The sequence below is a fragment of the Phenylobacterium sp. genome, assembly GCF_030645195.1.
GTDB lineage: Bacteria > Pseudomonadota > Alphaproteobacteria > Caulobacterales > Caulobacteraceae > Phenylobacterium.
On sequence record NZ_JAUSLW010000062.1, the window covers coordinates 1 to 21,054 of the forward strand.

20 protein-coding genes are annotated in these 21,054 nt (G+C 69.2%); 10 read left to right on the top strand and 10 right to left on the bottom strand.

Going from position 1 to position 21,054, the window contains the following annotated elements; genetic code table 11:
* The first annotated feature begins 252 nt into the window (after positions 1-252).
* Both Q7T09_RS05310 and Q7T09_RS05315 read left to right on the top strand, forming a co-directional pair.
* Positions 253-657, top strand: coding sequence for a PTS sugar transporter subunit IIA (locus Q7T09_RS05310; protein ID WP_304698226.1), 405 nt, complete (start codon positions 253-255; stop codon positions 655-657).
* Positions 654-926: an HPr family phosphocarrier protein gene (locus tag Q7T09_RS05315; RefSeq protein WP_304698227.1), complete on the top strand. Its 273-nt coding sequence runs from the start codon at positions 654-656 to the stop codon at positions 924-926. Before Q7T09_RS05310 ends, Q7T09_RS05315 begins: the two co-directional genes overlap by 4 nt.
* 78 nt (positions 927-1,004) lie before the next feature.
* On the opposite strand, the gene Q7T09_RS05320 is transcribed toward Q7T09_RS05315, so the two are convergent.
* Genes Q7T09_RS05320 through bioB form a run of 5 tightly spaced genes read right to left on the bottom strand, consistent with a single transcriptional unit; the run spans position 1,005 to position 4,674 of the window.
* Complete coding sequence (locus Q7T09_RS05320) at positions 1,005-1,406, bottom strand: GxxExxY protein (protein WP_304698228.1); 402 nt, start codon at positions 1,404-1,406, stop codon at positions 1,005-1,007.
* 53 nt (positions 1,407-1,459) lie between these two features.
* A complete protein-coding gene (locus Q7T09_RS05325; protein ID WP_304698230.1) occupies positions 1,460-2,221 on the bottom strand; it encodes an ABC transporter permease in 762 nt (253 codons plus the stop codon).
* Positions 2,221-3,198, bottom strand: a complete 978-nt coding sequence (locus tag Q7T09_RS05330) for an ABC transporter ATP-binding protein (RefSeq protein ID WP_370689207.1) — start codon at positions 3,196-3,198, stop codon at positions 2,221-2,223. Before Q7T09_RS05330 ends, Q7T09_RS05325 begins: the two co-directional genes overlap by 1 nt.
* A gap of 58 nt (positions 3,199-3,256) precedes the next feature.
* Positions 3,257-3,643, bottom strand: a complete 387-nt coding sequence (locus tag Q7T09_RS05335) for an MmcQ/YjbR family DNA-binding protein (RefSeq protein WP_304698234.1) — start codon at positions 3,641-3,643, stop codon at positions 3,257-3,259.
* Between the two features lie 38 nt (positions 3,644-3,681).
* Positions 3,682-4,674: a biotin synthase BioB gene (gene bioB / locus Q7T09_RS05340; RefSeq protein WP_304698237.1), complete on the bottom strand. Its 993-nt coding sequence runs from the start codon at positions 4,672-4,674 to the stop codon at positions 3,682-3,684.
* 57 nt (positions 4,675-4,731) lie between these two features.
* On the opposite strand from bioB, the gene Q7T09_RS05345 reads away from it, so the two are divergent.
* The 4 genes from Q7T09_RS05345 to Q7T09_RS05360 all read left to right on the top strand — a co-directional run bounded on the left by Q7T09_RS05345 (position 4,732) and on the right by Q7T09_RS05360 (position 9,761).
* Entirely contained in the window at positions 4,732-6,180 is a 1,449-nt protein-coding gene (locus Q7T09_RS05345) for a CHAD domain-containing protein (RefSeq protein ID WP_304698239.1), read from the top strand.
* A gap of 97 nt (positions 6,181-6,277) precedes the next feature.
* A complete protein-coding gene (gene ahcY / locus Q7T09_RS05350) occupies positions 6,278-7,669 on the top strand; it encodes an adenosylhomocysteinase (protein ID WP_304698240.1) in 1,392 nt (463 codons plus the stop codon).
* A 125-nt stretch (positions 7,670-7,794) separates the two neighbouring features.
* Positions 7,795-8,640: a PfkB family carbohydrate kinase gene (locus Q7T09_RS05355; RefSeq protein ID WP_304698241.1), complete on the top strand. Its 846-nt coding sequence runs from the start codon at positions 7,795-7,797 to the stop codon at positions 8,638-8,640.
* Positions 8,637-9,761, top strand: coding sequence for a serine hydrolase domain-containing protein (locus tag Q7T09_RS05360; RefSeq protein ID WP_304698272.1), 1,125 nt, complete (start codon positions 8,637-8,639; stop codon positions 9,759-9,761). Before Q7T09_RS05355 ends, Q7T09_RS05360 begins: the two co-directional genes overlap by 4 nt.
* A gap of 4 nt (positions 9,762-9,765) precedes the next feature.
* On the opposite strand, the gene rarD is transcribed toward Q7T09_RS05360, so the two are convergent.
* Together rarD and Q7T09_RS05370 are read right to left on the bottom strand one after the other, a co-directional pair.
* Positions 9,766-10,674: an EamA family transporter RarD gene (gene rarD, locus Q7T09_RS05365; RefSeq protein WP_304698242.1), complete on the bottom strand. Its 909-nt coding sequence runs from the start codon at positions 10,672-10,674 to the stop codon at positions 9,766-9,768.
* 158 nt (positions 10,675-10,832) lie between these two features.
* Complete coding sequence (locus tag Q7T09_RS05370; protein ID WP_304698244.1) at positions 10,833-11,864, bottom strand: aspartate-semialdehyde dehydrogenase; 1,032 nt, start codon at positions 11,862-11,864, stop codon at positions 10,833-10,835.
* Positions 11,865-12,026: 162 nt separating this feature from the next.
* Here Q7T09_RS05370 and Q7T09_RS05375 point away from each other — a divergent pair, with 162 nt between their 5' ends.
* Positions 12,027-12,434, top strand: coding sequence for a PaaI family thioesterase (locus Q7T09_RS05375; protein WP_304698247.1), 408 nt, complete (start codon positions 12,027-12,029; stop codon positions 12,432-12,434).
* A 109-nt stretch (positions 12,435-12,543) separates the two neighbouring features.
* Here Q7T09_RS05375 and Q7T09_RS05380 read toward each other — a convergent pair whose 3' ends face one another.
* Positions 12,544-13,611: a hypothetical protein gene (locus tag Q7T09_RS05380; RefSeq protein WP_304698249.1), complete on the bottom strand. Its 1,068-nt coding sequence runs from the start codon at positions 13,609-13,611 to the stop codon at positions 12,544-12,546.
* A gap of 29 nt (positions 13,612-13,640) precedes the next feature.
* Positions 13,641-14,057, bottom strand: coding sequence for an EVE domain-containing protein (locus Q7T09_RS05385; protein ID WP_304698250.1), 417 nt, complete (start codon positions 14,055-14,057; stop codon positions 13,641-13,643).
* 142 nt (positions 14,058-14,199) lie between these two features.
* Between Q7T09_RS05385 and Q7T09_RS05390 the strand changes: the two genes are divergently transcribed.
* From Q7T09_RS05390 to Q7T09_RS05400, 3 genes are all read left to right on the top strand, one after another.
* Positions 14,200-14,811, top strand: a complete 612-nt coding sequence (locus tag Q7T09_RS05390) for a DUF6134 family protein (protein ID WP_304698251.1) — start codon at positions 14,200-14,202, stop codon at positions 14,809-14,811.
* A gap of 110 nt (positions 14,812-14,921) precedes the next feature.
* A complete protein-coding gene (locus Q7T09_RS05395) occupies positions 14,922-17,732 on the top strand; it encodes a pitrilysin family protein (RefSeq protein WP_304698252.1) in 2,811 nt (936 codons plus the stop codon).
* A complete protein-coding gene (locus Q7T09_RS05400; protein ID WP_304698254.1) occupies positions 17,729-19,858 on the top strand; it encodes a tetratricopeptide repeat protein in 2,130 nt (709 codons plus the stop codon). The genes Q7T09_RS05395 and Q7T09_RS05400 overlap by 4 nt, the downstream gene beginning before the upstream one ends.
* A 125-nt stretch (positions 19,859-19,983) precedes the next feature.
* Here the strand turns inward: Q7T09_RS05400 and leuB are convergent, their stop codons facing one another.
* Entirely contained in the window at positions 19,984-21,036 is a 1,053-nt protein-coding gene (gene leuB / locus Q7T09_RS05405) for a 3-isopropylmalate dehydrogenase (protein ID WP_304698255.1), read from the bottom strand.
* Positions 21,037-21,054: the final 18 nt, after the last annotated feature.

The window sequence follows — 21,054 nt, forward strand, 5'->3', positions numbered from 1 at the left end:
CCCTCCCCTGGTCTCGTGTCAGCCTCTGTGTGCGGCCCGGAACGCCCGACCGCATCCCCGAACCCGCCTTCACCGATGACTTCGGGTTGAAGATACCCCTGCTGACTCTCGCGCTGCTTGAGTCTTCGGCGCCCGCGAAGCTGACTCGCGCGTTACGACATCTTGGAGACGGTCGATTTGGAGCGTATCTAGGCGGCCTCGCGGCCGGCGTTCCGCCGCAGCCGGGTGGGGATTCCCGTTGAGAAAGTTCGCATGATCGGCCTCGTGATCGTAACGCACGGGCGCTTGGCCGAGGAATTCGTCTTCGCCATGGAGCATGTGGTGGGCCCGCAGACCGCGGTCGCCGCCATCTGCATCGGGCCGGAGGACGACATGGAAAAGCGTCGCCAGGACATCCTGGCGGCCTGCGGAAGCGTGGACGCCGGCGATGGTGTCATCCTGCTCACCGACATGTTCGGCGGCACGCCCTCCAACCTGGCCATCTCCGTCATGGAGCAGACCAAGGCCGAGGTGATCGCCGGCCTGAACCTGCCGATGCTGATCAAGCTGGCCAGCGTACGCACCAAGCTGTCGCTGCAGGACTGTGTGGCCCACGCCCAGGAGGCCGGCCGCAAGTACATCTCCGTCGCCTCCTACGTGCTGGCCGGCGAGAAATGACGACGAGCCGCTCGGTCGAGATCGTCAACAAGCGGGGCCTGCACGCGCGGGCCTCGGCCAAGTTCGTCAGGATGGCCTCGACCTTCGACGCCGAGGTGACGGTTTCGAAGGACGGCTCCACGGTGGACGCCCGCTCCATCATGGGCCTCATGATGCTCGCCGCCGGCCCCGGCTGCTGCATCGAGATCCAGGCGGAAGGCGCCGAGGCTGGACCGGCTCTCGAAGCCCTGGCCAAACTCGTCGCCAACCGGTTCGACGAGGATGAGTAGGTCATCTGCTAGGTCGCGCTTGCGGTGGCGGCCGCAAGAAGATCGACCACGAACCTCACGAACGACACGAACATTGAGTCAGCGGATGAGGCGCTCGATGCGCGCCTTTGGCGTGCATCCAAAGTTGACCAGCAAGCCGAGCCGCATGCCCGTCGCATTGAGGTAGTTGATCACCTGGGCGCGATGTTCCGGGACCAGGTCCCGGGTCGCCTTCAATTCGATGATGATGCGGCCATAGCAGACGAAATCAGGCACGTAGGCTTGTCGCAGGGTCGTGCCCTTGTAGGTCAGCTCCAGGGGCGGCGACGCTATGAAGGGGATGCCGCGCGCTGTGAATTCGAGCGCCAGGCACTCCTGATAGACTGCTTCGAGAAACCCAGCGCCCATCTCCCGGTTCACATCGAAGATCGCGCCTTGGATCGCAAACACCTCATCGGGGTAGAGCACCCGTTCGTGGGGTTCGTGAGGTTCGTGGTCCATCTTCCCGCCATAGCCGCACGCAATGAGACGGCCAAGCTATCGCCAGCTTGAGATCAGGTCTTCAGCTTGTAGCCGGTCTTGAAGATCCAGGTGATGGCCGCCAGGCAGAGCAGCATGAAGCCGAAGGTGGCCGCCAGGCTGACGCCGACGCTGACGTCGGACTTGTCGTAGAAGGCCCAGCGGAACCCGGAGACCAGATAGACCACCGGGTTGAACAGGGTGATCTTCTGCCAGATCGGCGGCAGCATGCTGATGGAATAGAAGCTGCCGCCCAGGAAGGTGAGCGGCGTGACGATCATCATCGGCACGATCTGCATCTTCTCCCAGCCGTCGGCCCAGATGCCGATGACGAAGCCGAACAGGCAGAAGGTCACCGCCGTGAGCGCCAGGAAGGCGATCATCACGAAGGGGTGGGCGATGGTGAAGGGCACGAAGAGCCGCGCCGTGGCCAGGATGATGAGACCCAGGATCACCGACTTGGTGGCCGCGGCCCCCACATAGCCGATGACGATCTCCACCGGGGAGATCGGCGCCGACAGCACCTCGTAGATCGTGCCCGACCACTTGGGCATGTAGATGCCGAAGGACGCGTTCGAGATGCTCTCGGTGAGGATCGACAGCATGATCAGGCCCGGCACTATGAAGGCGCCGTAGCTGATGCCGTCGATCTCCGTCATCCGCGAGCCGATCGCCGAGCCGAAGACGATGAAATACAGCGAGGTGGAGATCACCGGCGAGGCGATGGACTGCAGCACCGTGCGCCAGGTGCGGGCCAGCTCGAACTGATAGATGGCGCGGATCGCGTACAGGTTCATCACTTGGCCCTCACCAGGCTGACGAAGATCTCCTCCAGCGAGCTCTGGCTGGTCTGGAGGTCCTTGAAGTCGATGCCGTGCCCGGCCAGCCGGCGCAGCAGGTCGGCGATGCCGGTCTCCTGGCTCTGGGTGTCGAAGGTGTAGACCAGGGTCTCGCCGTCCGCCGACAGTTCCAGGGGCTCGGCCGCCAGCTCCTTGGGCAGGGCCGCCAGCGGGGTCTGGAGATGCAGGGTGAGCTGCTTCTTGCCCAGCTTCTGCATGAGGACGTCCTTGTCCTCCACCAGGATCAGCTGACCCCCGCTGATCACCCCGATCCGGTCGGCCATCTCCTCGGCCTCCTCGATATAGTGGGTGGTCAGGATGATGGTGACGCCGCTGTCGCGTAAGGCCCGCACCATCTCCCACATGTCGCGGCGCAGCTCGACATCGACCCCGGCGGAGGGTTCGTCGAGGAACAGGATCTGCGGCTCGTGGCTGAGCGCCTTGGCGATCATCACCCGGCGCTTCATGCCGCCCGAGAGCGCCATGATCTTGGAGTCTTTCTTGTCCCACAGGGAGAGCTGGCGAAGGATCTTCTCAATATAGGCCGGGTTGGGGGCCTTGCCGAACAGGCCGCGGCTGAACTTCACCGTGTCCCAGACACTCTCGAAGGCGTCGGTGGAGAGCTCCTGGGGCACCAGGCCGATCTTGGCGCGCGCCGCGCGATAGTCGGTGACAATGTCGTGGCCGTCGGCCAGGACCTGGCCCGAGCCCGGATTGACGATGCCGCAGATGATGCTGATCAGGGTCGTCTTGCCGGCCCCGTTGGGGCCCAGCAGGGCGAAGATCTCGCCCCGGCGGATGTCCAGGTCGATGGTCTTCAGGGCCTGGAAGCCCCCGGCATAGGTCTTGGAGAGACCCTTCACGGATATGATCGGCTGCACGGAGGCTCCGGGGTCGTTGGGGTCCTCGCCAGATAGGCGCGGGCGCGTGGTCAAGCTAGCCCGCAGGACGAATTAGGGTTCCCCGAGCCGACATCGGCCAGGGATTAATCCCTCAGGCGCCGGATTCTGTCAGCAGCCGCCCAAGGCGTTTGGGCGCCATGGCGACATAGCTCTGGCGCAGCCAGCCCTTCAGGGTGTCCAGCTCGGCCAGGATGTCGTCGTCGGGACCGAAATGGGCGATGGCCCACTTGTTCTGCCGGTACCAGGGCGAGCCCTGCCGCACGAAGGGCAGGTCCTGGATCATCTCGTAGGAGATCGGCAGCTTGACGGTGAGGGTCAGGGCGTTGGACGCCTCGCCCTTGTCGCCGAACACGGCGAAGCCCTTGCCCCGCACCCGCAGGTATCGAGTGTCGGTCCAGCCCGGCGCGAGGTCGGTCTCCGGCAGGGCGAGGCCGTAGGCGGTCAGTTCGGCTTCGGCCTCTTCGTGCGGCGTGGGCATGGCGGGCAGACTAGCACCGCCATGCCGTCCGAAAAGTCCTAGGCGTGCGCGCCCATCGTCATCGGCTTCAGGCCGAGGTCGGCCATCAGGGCCGCGTCGGTGTCCTTGTCCGGGTTGGCGGTGGTGAGCAGCTTGCCGCCGATGAACATGGAGTTGGCGCCGGCCAGGAAGCAGAGGGCCTGCAATTCCCGGCTCATATGCTCGCGGCCGGCCGAGAGGCGGACCACGGTCCTGGGGCAGAGGATGCGGGCCACGGCGATCATGCGGACGAACTCGATGCCGTCCACCGGGGTGGAGTCCCCCAGCGGCGTGCCGGGGATGGGCATCAGGTCGTTGATGGGCAGGCTGTCGGGATGGGCCGGCAGGGTGGCCAGGGCGTGCAGCAGGCCGGCGCGGTCACGGCGGGTCTCGCCCATGCCGACGATGCCGCCGCAGCAGGTGGACATGCCTACGGAGCGGACGGCCTCCAGGGTGTCGAGGCGGTCCTGGTAGGTCCGGGTGGTGACCACCTTGTCGTAATAGTCCGGGCCGGTGTCGAGGTTGTGGTTGTAGTAGTCGAGGCCGGCGTCCTTCAGGGACTGGGCCTGGTCCCGGGTCAGCATGCCCAGCGTCGCGCAGGTCTCGAGCCCCAGGGCCTTCACCCCGGCGATCATGGCGGCCACCTTGGGCACGTCTCGGTCCTTCAGGTCGCGCCAGGCCGCCCCCATGCAGAAGCGCTGGGCCCCGCCGGCCTTGGCCTCGGCGGCCGCGGCGATGACGGTGTCGGCCTCCAGCAGCTTGCTGGCGGAGGTGGCGGTCTTGAAGTGCTGGGACTGGCTGCAATAGCCGCAATTCTCGGGGCAGCCGCCGGTCTTGACGCTCAGCAGCTGGGAGAGCTGGACCTCGGTGGGGTCGAACCAGGTCCGGTGGACTAGGGCGGCGCGGAACACCAGGTCCATGAACGGCAGCTCGAAGAGCGCCTCCACCTCGTCCAGCGACCAATCATGCCGCGGTTGCGTTTCGTCAAGGACGGGGTTGAAGGGGGCGTTCATGGTGCACTCCTCGGGTCTGGGCGCCCATTTTGAGTCGGGCACGGGAGCATGTAGCGCATGGGCGCCGACGAGATCGAGTTGAAGTTCCTGTGCGAGCCGCAGGATGTGCCCGCCCTGCTGGCCGCCGCCCCCCTCGGGGAGGCCGAGACCAAGCCCCTGACGGCCGTCTATTTCGACACCCCGCAGGGCCATCTGAAGGCCGCCCACATCTCGCTGCGCCTGCGCGAGAGCAACGGAAAGCGGGTCCAGACCCTGAAGCGGGGTGACGGATTCGCCCGCGAGGAGCATGAGGCCAAGATCACCGGCGAGGCCCTGGACCTCACCATGCCGGCGGTGAAGGCCGCCCTGAAACCCGCCCAGCGCAAGGCCCTGGCGCCGGTGTTCACCGTCCGCGTCACCCGCCAGCAGCGGACCTTCACCTATGAGGGGGCGCAGATCGAGCTGGCCCTGGACCAGGGGGAGATCACCACCGACGACCGCCGCCGCAGCCTCTGCGAGCTGGAGCTGGAGCTGAAGTCCGGTGACCCGGCGGCCCTGTTCGCCCTGGCCCGCCAGCTCTCGCTGACCGCGCCGCTCTATCTGTCCTTCGACGGCAAGGCGACCCAGGGCCAGGGCCTGCGCGCCGGGACCCTCCACGAGCCGCGGCGGCACGACAAGGCGCCCCTGAGGCGCGGCGGGACCGCCGGGGAGGCCTTCCAGACCATCGCCCGCAACGCGCTCGTCCAGATCGCCGCCAACGGCGTGGTGCTGCGGGAGGTGGACGGCGAGGACGCCCTGCACCAACTGCGCGTGGCGGTCCGCCGGATGCGCAGCGCCATGAGCACCTTCAAGTCGGTGGTGGAGGACACCCGGGTCCGCCACCTGAAGGCCGAGCTGAAATGGCTGTCGCGGGCCTGCGACGAGGCCCGGGACCTGGACGTCTTCAGCCACGACAACGCCGAGCTTGTGGGAGAGGACGCGCCCCTGTCGCCGCGGGTGGCCGCCGCCCGCGCCCAGGCCCACGCCAAGGCCGCCGCCGCCGTGGCCTCCAAGCGCTTCCGCGACCTGGTGCTGGAGACCTCGGCCTGGGTGGAGACCGGCGCTTGGCGCGACGAGGCCAGCCGCCATGCGCGCCGCTCGGCCCGCGACTTCGCCGCCAAGGCCCTGGAGCGTCGCTGGAAGAAGGTGCTGCGCCTGGCCAAGGACCTGCAGAAGCTGGACGATCCCGGCCGCCACAGGGTGAGGATCGCCGCCAAGAAGCTGCGCTACGCCGCCGAGGCCTTCGCGCCCCTGTTCGGCCCCGAGCCTGGCCGCCGCTTCATCAAGCGGCTGAAGGCCCTGCAGGACACCTTGGGCGCGCTGAACGACAGCGCCGTGGCCGCCGCCCTGGTGGCCCGCCTGGCGCCCGACGACGCGCCGGCCGCCCGCGACCTGATGGCCGCCCGCGAGGCCGCCCGCCCCAAGGCCCTGAAGACCGCGGCCAAGGAGATGGCCAAGCTGGCCCAGGCGCCCGTCTTCTGGCGTTAAGCCTGTTCATATAAAGATATCTTTATACGTTGGTTGCAGGGTCGCGTTCGCGCGGCTATAGAGCCCGCAAAGCATATTGCGCCGACAGGACACCCCGATGACCGACTATGTCGTGAAAGACATCACCCTCGCCGACTTCGGTCGCAAGGAAATCGCTATCGCCGAAACCGAGATGCCGGGCCTGATGGCCGTGCGCGCCGAGTTCGGCAAGGCCCAGCCCCTGAAGGGCGCCCGCATCGCCGGCTCCCTGCACATGACCATCCAGACCGCGGTCCTCATCCAGACCCTGGAAGCCCTGGGCGCGGAGGTCCGCTGGGCCTCCTGCAACATCTTCTCCACCCAGGACCACGCCGCCGCCGCCATCGCCGCGGCCGGCACCCCGGTCTTCGCCATCAAGGGCGAGAACCTGGTGGAGTACTGGGAATACGCCCACCGCATCTTCGAATGGCATGACGGCGGCTATCCGAACCTGATCCTCGACGACGGCGGCGACGCCACCCTGCTCTGCGTGCTGGGCCCCAAGGCCGAGAAGGACATCTCCGTCCTGGCCAACCCGCAGAACGAGGAAGAGGAAGCCCTGTTCGCGGTGATGAAGCGCTACATCAAGGAGAAGCCCGGCTTCTATTCGGCCATCCGCGACGCCTGCAAGGGCGTGTCGGAAGAGACCACCACGGGGGTCCACCGCCTCTACCAGATGTCGGAGCGCGGCGAGCTGCCCTTCCCCGCCATCAACGTCAACGACAGCGTCACCAAGTCCAAGTTCGACAACCTCTATGGCTGCCGTGAGAGCCTGGTGGACGCCATCCGCCGCGGCACCGACGTCATGCTCTCGGGCAAGGTCGCGGTCGTGCTCGGCTACGGCGACGTGGGCAAGGGCTCGGCGGCCTCGCTGCGCAACGGCGGCGCCCGGGTGATCGTCACAGAGATCGACCCCATCTGCGCCCTGCAGGCGGCCATGGAGGGCTACGAGGTCCAGACCATGGAAGACGTCGCTGACAAGGGCGACATCTTCGTCACCGCCACCGGGAACAAGGACGTTCTGACCGTCGACCACATGCGTCGGATGAAGAACAACGCCATCGTCGCCAACATCGGCCACTTCGATAGCGAAATTCAGGTCGCCGGCCTGAAGAACTTCAAGTGGGACAAGATCAAGGATCAGGTCCACCACGTCGAATTCCCCGACGGCAAGAAGATCATCCTGCTGTCGGAAGGCCGCCTGGTGAACCTCGGCAACGCCACCGGCCACCCCAGCTTCGTGATGAGCGCCTCCTTCACCAACCAGACGCTCGCCCAACTTGAGCTGTGGACCAATGGCGCCAAGTACGAAACCAAGGTCTATACCTTGCCCAAGCACCTTGATGAGAAGGTGGCCATGCTCCATCTGGGAAAGCTGGGCGCCAAGCTGACGACGCTCTCCAAGGACCAGGCCGACTATATCGGCGTGCCCACGGCCGGACCGTTCAAGCCCGACCACTACCGCTACTAGGTCTTCCTCTTCGTCATCCCCCGGCGCCGGCGTATCTCCAGTCCGCCGAGCCCCCCAAGCGCCGGGGGATGACGTTTTCGTTCTACAGCTAGCGCCGCTCCAAGCCCTCGGCTAACAAACCGGCCATGCCGCTCGCGCTTGTCATCTCCAGTCATGTCGCCGCCAGCCGGGTCGGCGGAACCGCCCAGGCCCAGGCCCTGGCGCCCTTCCGCATCGACACCATGGTGGTTCCCACCGTCCTCTATGGCCGCCATCCCGGCTGGGGGGCGCCCGGCGGCGCCTCGGTGCCGGTCGAGGCCATCGAGGGGATGTTGGACGGCATCGAGGCCAACGGCCTGTTCGCCCAGACCGACCTGGTGCTCACTGGCTATTTCGCTACGGCCGCCCAGGTGCGCGCCGCCGCTCGGGCCATCGACGCCGTGCGCGCCGCCCCGCGCGAGACCGGCGCCCGAAAGCCTATCATCATCATCGACCCCACCCTCGGCGACGCCGGCAAGGGGCTCTATGTCGCCGCCGACGTCGCCGAGGCGGTGATCAGCGACCTGGTCCCCCGCGCCGACATCGTGGCCCCCAACGCCTGGGAGCTGCAGCGCATGACCGGCGCCGAGACCCGCGATCCTACCCAGGCCCTGCACGCCGCCCGCCTGCTGGGCCGGCCGGTGATGGTCTCCTCGGTGCAGCGCGGCGGCGAGATCGGGGTGATCTACGCCGACAAGAAGGAGGCCTGGCTGGCCGCCCATCCACGGGCCGACTCAGCCCCCAAGGGCACCGGCGACCTGCTCTCGGCCCTGTTCGGCGCGGCTCTGATCGATGGCCTGACCACCTCCTATGCGCTCGCCCGCGCGGTCGGCGGGGTGGCCGAGACCATCAGCGCCGCCCAGATCTGGAACGCCGCCGAGCTGCCCATCGTGGCCATGGCCCAGCGGCTGAAGGCCGCCTCCCCCACCGTGCGCATGGAGCGTCTGGTCTGACCGAGATCTTCGGAACCTGCGCCCCGGCCTTCTTCGCGGTCCGGGAGGCCTTCGAGGCCAACTTCGCCAAGGGCGAGGAGCTCGGCGCGCGGTTCTCGCTGGTCCGCAAGGGCGAGGTGCTGGTCGACCTCTGGGCGGGGTTCGCCGACCGCCAGCGGACCCGGGCCTTCGATGACAAAACCCTGACCACCATCTTCTCCAGCACCAAGGCCATCGCGGCCTTGCTGATCGCCCGGCTGGTGGACTCAGGCCGGCTCGACTACGGCCAGACCGTCGCCAGCGTCTGGCCGGAGTTCGCGCAGGCCGGCAAGGCCGCCATCACCGTCGAGCAGGTGATGAGCCACCAGGCCGGCCTCTCGGGCTTCCCCGACCCCATGGAGCCGTCGCTCTGGTTCGACTGGGACGCCATCTGCGCCAAGCTGGCGGCCATGGCGCCGCTGTGGCCGCCGGGAACCGCCAGCGGCTACCACCCGGTGACCTTCGGCTACCTGGCCGGCGAGATCTTCCGCCGGGTGGACGGCCGCACCATGGGCACGGCCCTGCGGCAGGACCTGGCGGTTCCTTTCGACCTGGACCTGTGGATCGGCCTGCCGGATTCCGAGCATGGCCGCGCCGCCGACCTACAACGCCCCAAGGGCCCGGCTCGGTTCGGGGAGATCAACGAAGCCACACGCGCGGCCTTCCTCACCCCCTGGTCCTCGGCCGGCGGCCGTGGCCAGGCCGAGTGGCGGCGGACGGAGATTCCCTCGGCCAACGGCCACGCCACGGCCCTGGCGCTCGCGCGCCTGTTCGGCGCCCTTGCCAATGACGGCTGGCTGGACGGGGAGGTGATCCTGTCCCCGGCCCTGATCGCCGAGGCCTCCCGGGAGCGCATCGCCGGCCCAGACCTGGTCCTGCCCTTCACCATGAGCTGGGGGGCGGGTTTCATGCGCAACTCTGCCGTCAAGGTCTGGGGGCCGGGCGAGCAGACCTTCGGCCACTCCGGCTGGGGCGGCTCCTGCGTCTTCGCCGACCCGGAGACCGGCCTGGCCGGCGCCTATGTCATGAACCGCCAGTCCACCGACCTGATCGGCGACCGCCGCCCCGGGCTCCTGATCGAGGCGGCCTACGGGTCGCTGTAGATCCCTAAGGCGCCACCGGCGTCGGCAGCCTCCGTGACCGGCGCCAGGCGCCGTAGGTGAAGACCGCCGCCCCGCCCCAGATGAAGGCGAAGGAGATCGCCCTCAAGGGCGTGAAGGCCTCCCCTTGCGAAACCCCGATCGCGAAGCCGATGGTGGGGCCGATGAACTGCAGGAAGCCCATGAAGGAGAGCGGGATCCGGCGGGCGGCCCAGGAGAACAGCACCAGCGGCACCGCCGTGATCGGTCCCGAGGCGATCAGCCAGGCGATGGTGGCGGGCGACGCCAGGAAATGGCCGCCGCCCTGGCGCTCCAGCCACAGCACGAAGAAGAAGCTGGGCACGGCCAGCAGCAGGCACTCGATGAACAGGCCGGTCTGGGCGTCGGCCGCCACCTGCTTGCGCACCACCCCGTAGCCGCCGAAGGAAAGGGCCAGCGCCAGGGAGACCAGCGGCAGGTGGCCGAGCGCCACGGCCTGGATCACCACGCCGACCACGGCGAAGGCGATGGCGGCGACCCCGATACGATCCATGCGCTCGCGGAACAGCAGGGTCCCGGCGGCCATGTTGATCAGGGGGGTGATATAGTAGCCGAGGCTGGATTCCAGCACCCGGCCGGAATTGACCGCCCAGATGAAGACGATCCAGTTGGCGGCGATCAGCCCGGCCGACAGGGTGAGCCAGGCCAGCACCTTCGGCTGGCGGAACACCGCCACCGCCTGGCGCCATTGCTTGGCCAGCAGCACGAAGATCAGCGCCGTCGGCGCGCCCCAGATGGTGCGGTGGGCCAGGGTCTCCCAGGGGCCGACGCCCAGGTGGCCGATGGCCTGGAAGGCGAGCGGCACGAAGCCCCAGATGAAGTAGCAGAGGATGCCCGCGCCGAGCGCCGTGCGGTTGATCTGGGCGGAGTCGGTCACGGGCGGGCTTTCGAAGCGTCAGCGCAACGGCGGGTTGCTTACCTAGGCGTCGTTGCGCCGCCGGCAAGGGCCTTTCGCGCAAACCCTCGCGGAGTCCGGCCTAGGTATTGCGGCCCCACCTCCACTCCCGCTTGCGGTAGAGGAGGCGTCCTCACGCGCTAGGCGATGAGCTTGGTCTTGATCAGGCCGCGCTCGTGCAGGAGCTGGGCGATCTGGACGGCGTTCAGCGCCGCGCCCTTGCGCAGGTTGTCGGCCACGACCCAGAGGTTCAGGCCGTGCTCGACGGTAGGGTCGTTGCGGATGCGGCTGACGAAGACCGGGAACTCGCCCTGGGCCTCCTTGGGCGTCATGTAGCCCTGGTCGTTGCGGCTATCGATGACGATCAGGCCGGGGCTCTCGCGCAGCAGGTCGCGGGCCTCGTCTTCGTCCAGGTGCTCGTGGAACTCGATGTTCACGGCCTCGGAGTGGCCGACCATCACGGGCACGCGCACGCAGGTGACCGTCAGCTTGATGGCCGGGTCGATCATCTTGTGGGTCTCGTTCCACATCTTCTGCTCTTCGTCGGTGTAGCCGTCATCCTGGAACGACCCGATGAAGGGGATGACGTTGAAGGCGATCTGCTTGGGGAACTTCTTGGGCGGGGTCGCCCCCAAGACGAAGACGTTCTTGGTCTGGTCGAACAGCTCGTCCATGCCTTCCTTGCCGGCCCCGGAGACCGACTGGTAGGTCGAGACCACCACCCGCTTGATCTTCGCCCGGTCATGCAGGGGCTTGAGCGCCACCACCAGCTGGGCCGTCGAGCAGTTGGGGTTGGCGATGATGTTCTTCTTGTGCGCCCAGAGCACGTCGTCGGGGTTCACCTCCGGCACCACCAGGGGCACGTCGGGGTCCATCCGGAAGGCCGAGGAATTGTCGATGACGATGGGGCCGGCGGCGCCGATCTTCGGTGACCACTCCTTGGAGAAGGAGCCGGACACGCTCATCAGCACGATGTCGACGGTCGAGAAGTCGAACTGCTCGATGTCCTGGCACTTGATGATCTTCTCGCCGAAGGCGACCTCGAGCCCGATGGACTTGCGGCTGGCGATGGCGTGGATCTTGTCGATGGGGAATTGAACTTCCTCAAGGATGTTCAACATTTCGCGGCCCACATTACCCGTGGCGCCGACGACGGCTACGCGGTAGCCCATCGGGGTCTCTCCTCATCTTCAAGCGGAGCGTTCCGTTACGCTCCTGAGCCCGAAATCGCAAGCTGGGCGCGCGCCGCCGCGACGGCCTGACCCAGCAGGTCATGGACGGCGCGTCTTGACCGCCTATCGTGGCGGGCAAGAAACGACTCACGAGGAAACCCCATGACTCCGAATTCCGGCATGCCCTTCGCCAACCTGATGGGGGTGGAGGTCACCGACCCCTCCAAGGAGAAGGTCATCGGCAGGCTCGTCGTGCGGGCCGACCTCTGCACCTCCGGCCACATCCTGCACGGCGGGGCGATCATGGCCTTCGCCGACGCGCTCGGCGCCGTCGGGGGCTTCCTGAACCTGCCGGCGGGCGCGCGGACCACCACCATCGAGAGCAAGACCAACTTCGTCGGCTCGGCCAAGGAGGGGACGACGGTGACGGGAGAATCCATCGCCCTGCACATCGGCCGCTCCTCCAGCGTCTGGCAGACCCGCATCACCGGCGAGGACGGCAAGCTGGTGGCCATCGTCATCCAGACCCAGATGACCGTGCCCCTGGCGGAAAAGGCGGCGGGGTCCTAGACCCTGACCGTTTCAGATGGACCCATCTGAAACGGCAAGAAGGGTCTAGATTCAAAACATGAGAGCACGTCGGGCGGCGGAACCGGTATCCACTTCCGCCTGACGCGCTCTAGCCCTTCCCCGGCTTCGGCGCGCGACAGGCGCCCGACACCTGCTCGGGCGTCACGCTTTCCCCAGCGTCCAGGGCCGCGAACAGGGGGCGGAAGTCGCAGGAGCGGCCGTTGGCCAGGCCGCGGCCGGTGGCGAACAGGCCCTTGCGGTTGAAGAGGTTCACCGCGAACTCGTCGGAGCCGACATAGGCCCGCAGGAAGGCCAGGACCAGCAGCTCGCGGTCGGGGCCTTGCGTCTCCCCGCCCTCGATCATGGTGCGCCAGACCGCGCAATTGGCCTGGCCGTCCCAGACGTGGCCGGGCGCCAGGCTGGGCCGCTTGGCGGTGGGGATGGCGCAGGGGGTGTCGTTCTTCATGGCCACGAAGGCCGCCCCGGTTCGGGCCCGGGAGGTGAAGTCGAGATCCCGCGTCTCCCCGGCCTTGAAGGTGGCGAGCTTGGCCATCACCGCCTCGATCTCCTCGAGGTAGCGGGCCCCGGCCTGGACCCGCATGTCGTAGAAGAAGGCGTATTCAGAGAACCGGGGCTGGGGTCGGCCCTGCAGGGTGGCGGCCCATCGGGTCGCCAGATTCCAGGCCGAGGCGCGGAACACCTGTTCGCCCGCGTCCTGGGCGGCCACCACCGCCGGATCGCCGAGGAAGCCCTCCAGCTCGATGGCGAAGGCAGGGTCGATGACCCCGCCCTCTTGCACCGAGCGCGCCCAGGCCAGGGCTTCGGGCCGGGTCAGCGGGTCGCGGGACAGCCGGGCGTATTTGACGAAGTCCGCCCCGTGGAAGGGCATGTCAGCGGCGGCGCGCGTGTCGGCGTCCGGGATCTTGTCGATCAGGTCGGCGATGGTCCCCTGGCCGAAATTCCACTGCAGGGCCCCCACCGATAGGCCCTGTTTGTCCTTGTCGCCCGCCATGGTGATGTAGACCGCCAGGCTCGACGGCGCGGCGGTCTCCAGCAGCCGGGTCATCATCGAGGACGCCTGGGCCCAGGCGGGCGGCGGCGCGGCCGAGGCGGCTGGGGGCTCGGGGGCGGGCTCGGCCGGCTGAGCCTGGGCCGCCCCGGCGAGACAGAAGGCCAAGCCCAGTCCGACCCAAGGCCGCGCCATCCTCAGGCCTCGCCGGCCATCGCCAGGATCGCCTTCCATTCGTCCGGCTCGACCGGACAGACCGACAGGCGAAACTGCTTGAACATCTTCATCTCGGCCAGGGCCGGATTGGCCTTCATCTGGGCCAGGCTCACAGGTGTCTTCAGCGCCCGGACCGGAACCACTTCCACGGCGACAAAACGAGCCGCCGCGTCGCTGGGGTCGAGGAAGGCCTCGCGCGAGACCCTGCAGATCCCCACCACCTCCAGGCCCTTCTGGGAGTGGTAGAAGAAGGCCTCGTCGCCCAGTTTCATGGCCTTCAGATAGAGGGCCGCCTGGTTGTTGCGCACCCCGTCCCAGACGGTCTTCCCGTCGCGGACCAGGTCGTCATAGCTGAACGTCTCGGGCTCGGACTTCATCAGCCAGTGGGCGGCGGCCATCGCGGTCTCTCCCTGAACAACCGTCACGATATCGCCGACGCGACCGGGACTTGGCAATGGAGTCCTGGCGCTTGGGGGTCTGCATCCGCGCGCCCGCGCCCCGCGTATCTCGGCTGTCGGGGGAAACGACGCGAGGATGACCTTGAGCGCGATCGTCGACCGACGCCGCCTGATCGCCGGCGGCCTGGCCTGCCTGGCGCCGGGCCTGGCGCTGGCCGCCGTCCCGGCGGCCCGCCGCCTGACCTTCTCCGTCCTGCGCAACGGGACCAGGATCGGCGAGCACCTGATGACCTTCGCGGGCGATCCCGCCGCCCCCGTCGTCACCACCGAGGTGCGGATGGCGGTGAAGCTCGGGCCGGTGCCGGTGTTCCGCTATCATCACCATGCGGTGGAGCGCTGGAGCGGCGGCCGCTTCGCCAGCCTGGAGACCCGCACCGACTCCAACGGCAAGGCCGAGCGGGTCTCGGCCCGCCGCACCGAGGGGGGTGTCGTCATCGAGACCGCCGGGGCCCGGATCACTGGCCCGGCGAGCGCGCGGCCCTTCACTCACTGGAACCCGGAGGTCTTCTCCGGCCCCCTGTTCAACCCCCAGGAGGGCAAGCTGCTGAAGGTCACCGCCCGCCGGATCAGCCCCGGCCAGTGGGCCGTGCGCGGCGAGGCCGAGATCGACGACTTCTATGACGGGGCCGGGGTCTGGACCGCCCTGAAGGGCCGGCTCAAGGACGGCTCGATGCTGGAATACCGCCGGACCTGACCGCCGGATTCGCGGCCTGCGGGAGCCCCCTGGCGTCCCCGGCGCAAAGCGGTACCTTGGGTTGAGTCGTTCAGGGGGACAGCTTGTCAGGATTCCACAGGGCGCTGGCTTTGGCGCTGGCGCTGGTGTTCGCGCCGCTCTGCGCCGCCGCCGCGCCCGCGCCGGCCGACTCCGTCAATCCCCTGCCGCAGGATCCCAATCTCCGGCGCGGCGTCCTGGCCAATGGTCTGCGCTACGCCGTGCTCTCCAACGCGACGCCCAAGGGCGCGGTCTCCATCCGCCTGGCCATCGACGTGGGCAGCTATCAGGAGACCGAGGCGGAGCTGGGCGCGGCGCATTTCATCGAGCACCTGGCCTTCCGCGCCACCCGCGGCTTCCCGGAAGGCCAGCTTGACCGCGCCTTCGCCGCCATCGGCGTCGGCTTTGGCCGCGACCAGAACGCCGCCACCACCCTGCATGACACGGTCTTCCAGCTGGACCTTCCCGAGAGCGCCCCGGCCCATCTCGACCTGGCGTTCCGCTGGCTGCGGGAGGCGGCCGACGGCCTGACCTTCGAGCCCGCCGCCACCAACCGGGAGCGCGGGGTGGTGCTGGCCGAGAAGGAGGCCCGCAACAATCCGGGCGCCATCACCCAGGAGGCCATCACCCGCTTCCAGGCGCCCGGGCTCCGCTCCACCCTGCGCAATCCCATCGGCTCGGAGGCGGTGCTCGCCACCATCACCCCCGACGCGCTGCGGGCCTTCTATGAGCGCTGGTACCGACCCGACAACGCCATCGTGGTGGTGGTTGGGGACCTGCCGGCCCCCGTGCTGGAGGCCCGGGTCAAGGCGGCCTTCGCCTCCTGGACGCCGGCCCGTCCCGCCCCGGCGCGCGTCCCCCTGAGCGCGGCGGGCCTGGACAGCCGCCGCGGACTGGAGGCCTGGACCCAGACCGAAGGCCGGCTGGCCACGGCGGTCACCGCCTGCCGGCTGCAGCCGGCCACGCCGATGCAGCCCTATGACCTGGCCGCCCTGCGCAGCCGCATCCTGCGCGAACTGTGGCGCGCGGTGCTGAACGGGCGGCTGAACCAGGCGCGATTGCGCGATCCCAGCATCCTGGGGACGACCATGATGTTCTCCGACGACGTCCGCGACGCCCAGGCCGCCTGCCTGGTGGTGGCGCCGACCGCCGAGGCCTGGCGACCGGCCCTGGCCGTGGCCCAGGGGGAGCTGCGGCGCTTCGAACGCGACGGCCCCACCGAGCTGGAGCTGGAGCGGGCCTTGGAGAACCAGCGGGCCGACCTGCAGACCGCCATCACCCAGGCGCCTACCCGGGCCTCCCGCACCCTGGCCGACGACCTGGCCGACCGCGAGCTGGTGGGCTGGCCGATGGGCGAGCCGCGGGGCGAGTTGCGCGCCTTCAACCTGGCCGTGGAGGGGATGACCCCGGAGGATGTCCGCACGGCCTTCGCCAGGGACTGGTCCGGGGCGGGTCCGCTGCTGACCGCCACCGCGCCGTCGCCCCCCACGCCGCAGGTCCTGACCGCCGCCTGGGCCCGCAACGACGCCGGGAGCGCGCCGGGCCGGTACGCCGACCGCGATGCGGTGGCCTGGGCCTATGGTCCGCTGCCGGAGCCCGGCAAGATCGTCCGCCGCGAGACCCTGCGCAATCCGGATTTCGTCCGCGTGCGGTTCCGCAACGGCGTGGTCCTGAACCTGATGAAGACCCGGTTCGAGACCGGTTCCGTGGCCGTCAGGGTGCTGTTCGGCGCGGGCCGCAGGGAGGTGGAGAACAGCGCCTACATGACCGCGAACCTGGGGGCGGCCCTGTTTCCCGCCGGGGGCGTGGGCCGCCACAGCCTGGAGGAGCTGCAGAGCCTGTTCGGGTCCAACGGCCCCACCTTCCAGCTCAGCGTCACCGACTACGCCTTCGTCATTCAGCAGACGGCGATCTCCGCCAACCTGATCTACAATCTGCGGGTCCTGGCCACCTACATGGACGATCCTGGGTTCCGCGACAGTCTCGATTCCCGGATTCCGACCGCCATCGACCTGGTCTATCGCAGCCAGCGCACCAGCCTGCCCCAGGTGCTGCGGGAGGCGGTGGCCGAGACCGTCGCGCCGGGCAGCCCCCTCAGCCTGCCGGCGCCGGACAGGCTGGGAGGCCTGACCTCCAAGGCGTTCGGCGCGGTCCTGAGGCCGGCGGTGACCCAGGCGCCCCTGGAGATCACCCTGGTGGGGGACCTGGACGAGGCGAGCGCGATCGACAACGTGGCGCGGACCTTCGGCGCCCTGCCGCCGCGCCGGGCCGGCGAACGGGCGCGCGGCGACACCTTCTACATGCGCTATCCCGACCAGCCGCCGGCCGAGATCCACGCCACCCATGACGGCCCGGCCGACAAGGCGGCGGTGGGGGTGATCTGGCCCCTCTATGTCGCCACGCCATCGCGCCGGGCCGAGGAATACGCCCTGACGCTTCTGGCGGCGGTGTTCGCCGACGAGTTGCGCCACAGCGTCCGCGAGCGCCTGGGCAAGACCTACGCCCCCCTGGTCCTCGCCGACACGCCCGACGACGCCGACCAGGGGGAGATGATCGCCCTGGTGGAAACCTACCCCGCCGACCTGGACGCCGTGCGCGACGAGGTGCGGGCGGTGGCGGCCCGACTGGCGGGCGGCGACATCTCGACCGAGATTCTGGAGGCGGCCCGCACACCCCTGCTGGCCGAGGCCCGGGCCACAGCCCAGACCAACGCCTGGTGGGCCGGGGCGCTCCTGGCCTCGTCGACCTACGACCAGGGGCTGCGCGACGCCGTGGCCTATCAGGGGATGATCGGCGCGATCACCGTCGCCGATCTCCGCAAGGCGGCGGCCACCTGGCTCAGCCGCCCGCCGATCGTGGTCACGGCGCGGCCCCGCGGCGCGCCCTCGGAGAACACGCGATGAACCGCCTCCCCCCCACCCTGCTGGCCCTGGCCCTGCTGGCCGCGGTCGGCGCCGGTCCGGCCGGCGCCCAGAGCCGTCAGGACGCCGCCGCCTGCGCGGGAGAGGGCCGGCCGGCGCCGAGCCCGGAGCGGATCGTCCAGGCCTGCGACAAGGTGATCGCCACGGCTCCCGCGGGGTCCGAGCAGGCCCGGGCGCACCGGCGGCGGGCCTGGGCCCTGTTCGAACTGCAGCGCTACGAGCCGGCCCTGGCGGACCTCGAGGCGGCCCTGAAGGTCGACGCCGCCGACGACGACGCCCTGATCCTGCGCGGGATCATCCGCTATGAGATGGAGGCCTACGACCTGGCGCTGGCCGACTACGACACGGTGCTGGCGCGCCAGCCGGGCAACGTCTCGGCCCTCTATGAGCGGGGACTGGTGTGGCAGTACGGAAAGCCCGATCCCGCCAAGGCGCGGGCCGACTTCGACGCCGTCCTCGCCCGGGAGCCCGACAGCTTCACGGCCCTGCTGCAGCGGGGCCTGCTGATCCAGGACAAGGCTCCCGCCGACGCGCTGAAAGATATCGACCGCGCCGTCCGCCTGCGGCCCGCCGACGCCAGCGCCCGGCGGGTGCGCGCCGAGCTTCGGGAGACCCTGAAGCAGCCGGCCGAGGCCCTGGCCGACTACGCGGTCATCCTGCGCGCCAACCCGAACGACATTCTCGCACTCACTGGGCGGAGCTACCTGCGGGCCGACCAGGGCGACCTGGCCGGGGCGCTGAAGGACGCCGACAAGGCCATCGCCGCCGACCCCGGCCGCACCGACGGCTATCTCGCCCGCGGCTACGCCTTGGAGCTGGGCGAACAGCCCGAGGCCGCCGCCCAGGCCTTCGAGGCGGTGCTCAAGATCTCACCGCGGAATCTCCACAGCCTTCGCCGCACGGCGCTGATCTATCGGCGCCTCGACCGCCTGGATCTGGCGATGGCCCGCATCGAGGTCGCCCTGAGCGTCGACCCCAAGGACACCGAGGCGCTCTTCGAGCGGGCCCTGATCTTCACGGCCGGCAAGGCGTTCGCCAAGGCCGAGGCCGACTACGACGCGGTCATCGCGCTGAAGCCCAGCGCCGCGGCCCTCTACAACCGCGCCCACCTTCGCGCCCAGGCCGGCGACCACAAGGGCGCGATCGAGGGCTTCACCCGGGCCGCCGCCCTGGACCCGCAGGATCCCGAGATCCTGCTGTCCCTCGGCTACGAGGAGGAACAGCTGGAGCGGCCGGACGCGGCCCTGCGGGCCTATGACGCGGCCCTGGCCCTGAAGCCCGACTATGTGGACGCCCTGGTCAATCGCGGAATGATCCTGGCGGTGCGCAAGGACTGGGCCGGGGCCGCCCAGGCCTATGAGCAGGCGCTGAAGATCGCGCCGACAAGGGCCGACCTCCACGTCGCCCTGGGGGAGGTGCGCGGCGCCCAGGGGGACGACGCCACGGCCCTGATGGAATACGGCCGCGCCCTCAAGCTCGACCCCAAGTCCCGTCAGGGCTGGATCGACCGCGCCGAGCTGCTGGACAATCTGGGCCGGAACCGGGAGTCCCTGGCCGCCTACGAGGCGGTCCTGAAGGTCTATCCCGCGGACGCCGACCTGCTGGTGGGCCGCGCCCGGGTGTCACGGGAGATGGGCGACACGGCCTCGGCCCTGCGCGACCTGGACGCCGCCGTGAAGATCGCGCCGACCTCGGCCTATGTGCTGAACTCGCGCGGACTCTACTATTGGCACGCCTCGAAGAACGCCGAGGCGATCGCCGAATTCGACAAGGCCGTGGCCGCCGACCCCAAGTTCGAGGCGGCCTATTACAACCGCGCCCTCGCCCTGGCCGACGAGGGTCGGTACGACCGCGCGATCCGCGACCTCAACATCTCCCTGAGCCTGGCGCCGGGCGATGCCGACAGCCTGTCCCAGAAGGGCGAGGTCTATCGGCTCATGCAGGACCATGTGCGGGCCATCGAGCTGCTGGACCAGGCCATCGCGGCCGATCCCCGCCACGCCCGGAGCTGGTGGCGTCGGGGCCTGGCCAAGGCGGCCCTGGGCGACGCCGCCGGGGCGACCGCCGACAAGGCCCAGGCCAAGCGGCTGGACCCCGACATCTCCTGAACCCGCCGGGATCTAGAGCACGTCAGGCGGAAGTGGATACCGGTTCCGCCGCCCGACGTGCTCTGATGTTTTGAATCTAGACCCTTCTTGCCGTTTCAGATGGGTCCATCTGAAACGGTCAGGGTCTAGAGGGCGGCCAGCACCGCGTCACCCATCTGGACGGTGGAGAGCGCCCCGCCGAGATCCCGGGTCCGCGCGCCGTCCTCCAGGGCCTTGTTCACCGCAGCGAACAGCCTGTCGGCCAGGTCGATGCGGTCCAGGGACCAGCGCAGGGCCATCTCGAAGGAGAGGATGGCGGCCAGGGGATTGGCCACGCCCTGGCCGGCGATATCGGGCGCCGAGCCGTGGATCGGCTCGTAGAGGCCCGGTTTGCCAGACACTCCAAGGGCCGCCGAGGGCAGCATGCCCAGCGATCCGGTGAGCTGGGCCGAGATGTCCGACAGGATGTCGCCGAACAGGTTGTCGGTGACCATGACGTCGAACTGCTTGGGGTTCTTGACGATCTGCATGGCCGCGTTGTCGGCCAGGATGTGCTCCAGCTCGACATCGGCATAGTCGCGGGCGTGCAACTCGGTGACCACCTGGCGCCAGAGCAGGCCGCTGTCCATCACGTTGGACTTCTCGGCCGAGGTCACCTTGTTGCGGCGGCCGCGGGCCAGTTCGAAGGCCACCCGGGCCACCCGCTCGATCTCGGCGGTGGTGTAGACCTGGGTGTCGACGGCCCGCTTGCCGCCGCCCGGCAGGTCCTCGATGAAGCGCGGGCTGCCGAAATAGATGCCGCCGGTCAGCTCGCGGACGATCATGAAGTCCAGGCCCTCGACCACCTCGCGCTTGAGGCTGGAGGCGTCGGCGAGCGGCTGGAAGCAGAGGGCCGGGCGCAGGTTGGCGAACACCTCCATGCCGGCGCGAAGGGCCAGCAGGCCGGCCTCGGGACGCTTGTCGCGGGGAACGCCCGCCCACTGCGGGCCGCCGACCGCGCCCATCAGCACGGCGCGGGACGCCTTGGCGGTGGCCAGCGCCTCGTCGGTGAGCGGGGTCCCGTGGGCGTCATAGCTCGCACCCCCGAACAGCCGCTCCTCGACCTTCAGGTCGGGGGCGAGCGCGCTCACCACGCGCCGCACCTGGGCGGTGACTTCGGGTCCGATGCCGTCGCCCGGCAGGAGGAGGAGGTCGGTCATGTCGGAAGCCTTGGAGAG

Bases quoted from the DNA above. Each gene is read 5' to 3' on its own strand.
- Q7T09_RS05310 (WP_304698226.1), top strand. From the start codon at position 253: ATGATCGGCCTCGTGATCGTAACGCACGGGCGCTTGGCCGAGGAATTC.
- Q7T09_RS05315 (WP_304698227.1), top strand. From the start codon at position 654: ATGACGACGAGCCGCTCGGTCGAGATCGTCAACAAGCGGGGCCTGCAC.
- Q7T09_RS05320 (WP_304698228.1), bottom strand. From the start codon at position 1,406: ATGGACCACGAACCTCACGAACCCCACGAACGGGTGCTCTACCCCGAT.
- Q7T09_RS05325 (WP_304698230.1), bottom strand. From the start codon at position 2,221: ATGAACCTGTACGCGATCCGCGCCATCTATCAGTTCGAGCTGGCCCGC.
- Q7T09_RS05335 (WP_304698234.1), bottom strand. From the start codon at position 3,643: ATGCCCACGCCGCACGAAGAGGCCGAAGCCGAACTGACCGCCTACGGC.
- bioB (WP_304698237.1), bottom strand. From the start codon at position 4,674: ATGAACGCCCCCTTCAACCCCGTCCTTGACGAAACGCAACCGCGGCAT.
- Q7T09_RS05345 (WP_304698239.1), top strand. From the start codon at position 4,732: ATGGGCGCCGACGAGATCGAGTTGAAGTTCCTGTGCGAGCCGCAGGAT.
- ahcY (WP_304698240.1), top strand. From the start codon at position 6,278: ATGACCGACTATGTCGTGAAAGACATCACCCTCGCCGACTTCGGTCGC.
- Q7T09_RS05355 (WP_304698241.1), top strand. From the start codon at position 7,795: ATGCCGCTCGCGCTTGTCATCTCCAGTCATGTCGCCGCCAGCCGGGTC.
- Q7T09_RS05370 (WP_304698244.1), bottom strand. From the start codon at position 11,864: ATGGGCTACCGCGTAGCCGTCGTCGGCGCCACGGGTAATGTGGGCCGC.
- Q7T09_RS05375 (WP_304698247.1), top strand. From the start codon at position 12,027: ATGACTCCGAATTCCGGCATGCCCTTCGCCAACCTGATGGGGGTGGAG.
- Q7T09_RS05385 (WP_304698250.1), bottom strand. From the start codon at position 14,057: ATGGCCGCCGCCCACTGGCTGATGAAGTCCGAGCCCGAGACGTTCAGC.
- Q7T09_RS05400 (WP_304698254.1), top strand. From the start codon at position 17,729: ATGAACCGCCTCCCCCCCACCCTGCTGGCCCTGGCCCTGCTGGCCGCG.
- leuB (WP_304698255.1), bottom strand. From the start codon at position 21,036: ATGACCGACCTCCTCCTCCTGCCGGGCGACGGCATCGGACCCGAAGTC.